The organism is Thiohalomonas denitrificans (genome assembly GCF_016841685.1).
GTDB classification, from domain to species: domain Bacteria; phylum Pseudomonadota; class Gammaproteobacteria; order Thiohalomonadales; family Thiohalomonadaceae; genus Thiohalomonas; species Thiohalomonas denitrificans_A.
On record NZ_JAENYR010000138.1, the window covers coordinates 1 to 4595 of the forward strand.

Below are 4595 nucleotides of genomic sequence, written 5' to 3' on the forward strand. Positions count from 1 at the left end.
TCGTCATCGATTCGGGGCCGCGCAGCGGCGGGTACGGCTCGCAATGACGGCTGAATGTTCGTCATTGATTCGCCCTCCGGCGTTTCACCCTGTCGCTCTTTCCGAAGTTGCAGTAGCCCGCCGTTCTGATCAAGCATCAAAAATAGCCGTAATGGTACAATACCAGGTCTTATCCGACTCCCGCTCGGGAAAATGGCATTGACCGATTCAATAGCCAAACTGTTCACGACTATCGAACAGCTGACGCCGTTCTCGGCTGCGGCGGGAGCCGCGTTCGCGGACGCCCTCAAGCCGGTCCACTTCGCGAAAACCGACTACCTGCTGCGCGCGGGGGAGAGTAACGCCAATCTCTACTTCGTCGCTCATGGCTTGGTCCGTTTTGTCTATACAACCGAGGATGGCCGGGAGTACAACAAGTCATTCGCCGCCGAGGGCCAATTCGTTGGCTGCATGCGTAGCATCCTTGCCCGGCAGCCCTGTCGGTTTTCCATCCAGGCCCTGGAAGAGACCGAAACGTTGGCCCTCGGCGATGCGCAGCGCACGCAGTTGTGGCAGCAGTACCCCGAGTGGGAACGACTGGGGCGGCTCCTGGCAGAACAAGTCGCCTTGAAAACGGAGGCACGGGAGGCCGAGTTTTTGCTGGACTCCACAGAAACCCGTTATCTCAACTTCCTCGCTGCATATCCGCGGCTCGCCAAACGCATACCGCAGTATCACATCGCCTCCTACCTCGGAATCACCGATGTCGCTCTCTCCCGCATCCGCACCCGCATCAAGGCTTATTAACATGGGTTAATGAACCGGACTGATAAAACCCTGCACTCTGTCCCATAGCAAGCACAGACAGAGGCAGGGGCATGAATCTCAACGATCTAACCATTCTCATCACGGGCGGTAGCAGCGGTATCGGCCTGGCTTTCGCCGAGGCGCTGCTGGAACGTGACAACCGGGTAATCATCTGTGGTCGCGACAGCGAAAAGCTGGCTCGTGCCCATTCGCGCAATCGGCAGCTGGATACGGTGCGGTGCGACATTACCGACGCTGCCGAGGTCCGGGAACTGTTCAGGCACCTCGCATCGCGCTACGGCCAGATCAACATACTAATCAACAACGCCGGTATACAGCGGCAATACAAGTTGCTCGAACAGCCGGACCTGTGGCACACCATCGCCGAGGAGTTCAGCATCAATTTAGTGGCACAAGTGCAGCTCACTCACCACTTGCTGCCGCTGTTGAGCCGTGAACGCGGCGCCATTGTCAACATCACCTCGGCGCTGGCGGTCGTGCCGAAACAGAGCGCGCCGGTCTACTGCGCCGCCAAGGCCGGTCTGCACAGCTTTACCCGGACGTTGCGCTATCAACTGCGCGGAACGCCCATCGAAGTGTTTGAAGTACTACCGGCGCTGGTGGACACCGCAATGACCCGGGACCGGCCCGAAAAGGGGAAGATCAGCCCCCAGCGTCTGGTTGATGATGCCCTGCGAGGCATCACGAAAGGACGGCACACCATACCCATTGAACGCACGCGCTTGCTGTTACTGATACACCGCCTTTGGCCCCGACTCGCCTACGCCATTCTGCGGGATAGCTGAATCAAACCAGCTTGGGTCTTCGAACGACGGGGGAAGGGATATGGGGCACCTGCTAAAAACCATGCTGGCGCTGGCACTGTTTTTTGTCAGCCTCTTTTCACTCGCCAATGCGATAGGGCTTCTTACTACCGAACAGGTCAAAGCCACTCTTGCCGCCATAGAACACTCTCATCCGGCCTACATAGCAGCCGTGGTCATCAGCCTGTTGGCGGCCGATCTAATCTTTGCCGTGCCTACCTTAACCGTCACGATACTCGCCGGCTACCTGCTCGGATGGCCGCTCGCACCTATCGTCGTAATGCTGGGTTATTCCTTAGCCGGAGTCAGCGGCTACCTCATCAGCCGCGCCCACGGCTGGCGGTTACTCAACCGAATATACCGCAGCCAAGAGCAGTTGAGTGAGATGCGCAATGCATTCAACCGATTGGGCCCGGCGGCACTCCTTGTTTGCCGTGCCATACCGATCTTGCCCGAGGTAAGTTGTTGCATGGCAGGGGCCACCGGAATGCGGTTCTCCAGATTTCTACTTCTGTTTACCACTGGCTCCCTGCCTTATGCCCTGATTGCGACCTACGCCGGATCGATCAGCAGCTTCAGCAAACCTATGCCAGCCATCTTCACGGCCATTGGCCTGTCAGTCACCCTCTGGATGGGGGGCTACCTGCTGCTGAAGCGAATGAACCGGGCACCCGCCAAGCCTTCCTGAAGGAGAGTCCGGAAATCCCGGATTTTCGTGTTAAACGCACGAGGAAAGACCTGACCCCGGATTTCCCCACGCTGTATGACATGCTGGGCACATCCAGGCAGATAGAGTCGGGGCAAACGGGCCATGACGGGAACTCCCTGTAACTCGTCTCAAGATTACCCCCACCAAATCAATGACTCCGACCCCATTGATCCTCGACACCGAATGCCCCACGTAAACCGCGCGTTGCCCTGGAGCGCAGGGGAAAGGTAAGCGTCGGACTCACCGGAAAATTATCAGCGTAGCGAGTAATTTTTCCGGGCGCACCGAGTTGTTATATCCATCGGCGTACCCTGGCTGCATACTTATCGAATTCATCTCCGAATTTCTGGGCCATATACCGTTCCTCGGGCTGGATCTGAAAGCAATTCATGTAAACAACGAATAAAGGAAGTAACAAAAATGCCAAATAGTTCATCAGGTACCACGCCCACCCGAACAATACCAAGAAAAATCCGAGATACATGGGATTTCTGCTGATGCGATAGACCCCGCTTACCACCAACCGTGAAGATCTATCGGGAAAACGAGGGTCAACAGTCGTATTAGCCCTTCTGAACTCTAGCACCCCAAGCACTGCAACTATTACTCCGAGGGAAATAGAGCTAGCCGACAGACCCATCGTGCTGCTGACAGGTGCATTCAGAGCAGGAAATACTACTGAAAAAACCCACATCCCAACCGCGACTATAATCATCTGCAAAACTGGGGGGATTCGAAGCTCAAGAACTTGCACGATGTGCGCCTTTAAAGCCGTCGCAGTAGGAACGCCGGTTACCCGATGCCCCCTGCACAGATCCCGGCGTGCGGTTTTCCCGCACCGGGCTCTCCAATCACACTCACTCGCGCAGAAGAAAAACTCCTCACGCAAGCCCCCGATCCCATCCTGCTGTGGTAGAAACGTCCGGGCATCGAAACGAGGTAGAGCACCCCCGAAAACTCAATGCGTCGCGGTCTAGCCATACATAAACGCTTTGCGGATGATTTCTTAGGCTTCGCAACGCAAGAAGATTAGACAAAAACCCCGCCGTCCCCTTTTGTGATGGTGCTGGGCGCATTCACGACCCCCATCGGCCACTGCCTTTGCTTGCCAGCCAAGTACTCCTTTCGATAGCGCGCAAAGATCGGGTCCAGGGCCGACAGCGGAACCACTGTTCCTCCATTAGCGACCGGGGGATCTATGCTCCGTACTTTAGTTGCCACATGGAATACCGCATCCTCTTCGCTCCAGGTGAAGCGTGTCCCTGGGGTAATCTGTCTTACCACCGACGTAACCTCGGGATGGTCCGCTGACTGGAGCTTGCTCCAGAGGGATTCATCAGAGCCCCACAGGTCCGCTTCCTCGATAAGTCCGCACCGGTTAGCGATCTTAATCGCCTCCGCTGTGAGTTGGTAAAGGCCGACCTCTCGGAAGCTCGACCAGCTTGCGCGATCTGCCTCAATAAACGTGTACGCCAGCCAACGCGCGGCATCCAATTTGTTGATTGCGATCTGTCCCTCGGCGACCACAAAGGACTCAAGCGCGGCACGTATTTCGCTGCGATTAGCGAGCTTGAGGAACTCCACATCTCTCAAGAAGTAATCCAATCTATCAGCGCACAGTGCAGGTGAAGGCTGTTCAAGCAGGGGAAATTGTTCTTCGTCCATGAATTGGCGCCAATCCATGCCGTGACGGTTCAGAATTGCGGGAATATCAGAGTTAACAACGATCTCTTCCTTCTTTTCTTCGTGGTAGCTTTGTCCACTTTGGTCATCAAACACAAAGTCGATGACATGACTGAAGGCTGTATGGCTGATGTCATGGAGCAGCGCCGCGATCTGCTCCTGGACCGTGGCGCCGAGGCGACGAACGAGAAGCATTGCCCCCACAGAATGGTCGAAACGGCTGAACGGAGGCGTAATCCCAAGAAGGGCCGTTATGCCATGCTGGGCAATTCCCTTCATCCTTTGCATCGCGCGGCTTGCCATTAACTCCAACAGCACTGGTTCTGTAATCTCGACCTTGCCGTACAACTCGTCTTCGTACTGCATTGGATGTGAAACACTCCCCCCTTGTGTCACGATAGATGTCCGCTCTCTTTGATAGACTCTAACAGCAAATTACTAGGGGGCGGTACGGAGTGAAAAAGTGAGGTATTCCGCAGAGAGAAAAGAGGCGGTATTGAAGAAAATGCTGCCGCCGGAGAACAAGACGATCAAGGAGCTGGCGCGGGAGGAAAGGGTTTCAGAGGCAACCCTGTACAACTGGCGCAAGCAGG

Annotated in this window: 6 protein-coding genes; 4 read left to right on the plus strand and 2 right to left on the minus strand. The window is 55.8% G+C overall.

Annotated features, from left to right (window positions below; genetic code table 11):
- Window positions 1–198 precede the first annotated feature (198 nt).
- The 3 genes from Q7L05_RS16915 to Q7L05_RS16925 all read left to right on the plus strand — a co-directional run bounded on the left by Q7L05_RS16915 (window position 199) and on the right by Q7L05_RS16925 (window position 2298).
- The gene (locus tag Q7L05_RS16915) at window positions 199–786 is read left to right on the plus strand and encodes a Crp/Fnr family transcriptional regulator (RefSeq protein ID WP_303909416.1); all 588 of its coding nucleotides are present in this window, start codon (window positions 199–201) and stop codon (window positions 784–786) included.
- A 71-nt stretch (window positions 787–857) separates the two neighbouring features.
- Window positions 858–1592 (plus strand): SDR family oxidoreductase, encoded by a 735-nt coding sequence (locus tag Q7L05_RS16920; RefSeq protein ID WP_303909417.1) that lies wholly within the window; start codon window positions 858–860, stop codon window positions 1590–1592.
- A gap of 40 nt (window positions 1593–1632) precedes the next feature.
- On the plus strand, window positions 1633–2298 hold the full coding sequence (locus tag Q7L05_RS16925) for a TVP38/TMEM64 family protein (protein WP_303909419.1): 666 nt from the start codon (window positions 1633–1635) through the stop codon (window positions 2296–2298).
- A gap of 313 nt (window positions 2299–2611) precedes the next feature.
- Here Q7L05_RS16925 and Q7L05_RS16930 read toward each other — a convergent pair whose 3' ends face one another.
- The gene (locus tag Q7L05_RS16930; RefSeq protein ID WP_317623153.1) at window positions 2612–3034 is read right to left on the minus strand and encodes a methyltransferase family protein; all 423 of its coding nucleotides are present in this window, start codon (window positions 3032–3034) and stop codon (window positions 2612–2614) included.
- Between the two features lie 314 nt (window positions 3035–3348).
- On the minus strand, window positions 3349–4368 hold the full coding sequence (locus Q7L05_RS16935) for an HD domain-containing protein (RefSeq protein ID WP_303909422.1): 1020 nt from the start codon (window positions 4366–4368) through the stop codon (window positions 3349–3351).
- A 97-nt stretch (window positions 4369–4465) separates the two neighbouring features.
- On the opposite strand from Q7L05_RS16935, the gene Q7L05_RS16940 reads away from it, so the two are divergent.
- Window positions 4466–4595: transposase (locus Q7L05_RS16940; protein WP_303909268.1), on the plus strand; the 130-nt coding region annotated here is incomplete at its 3' end.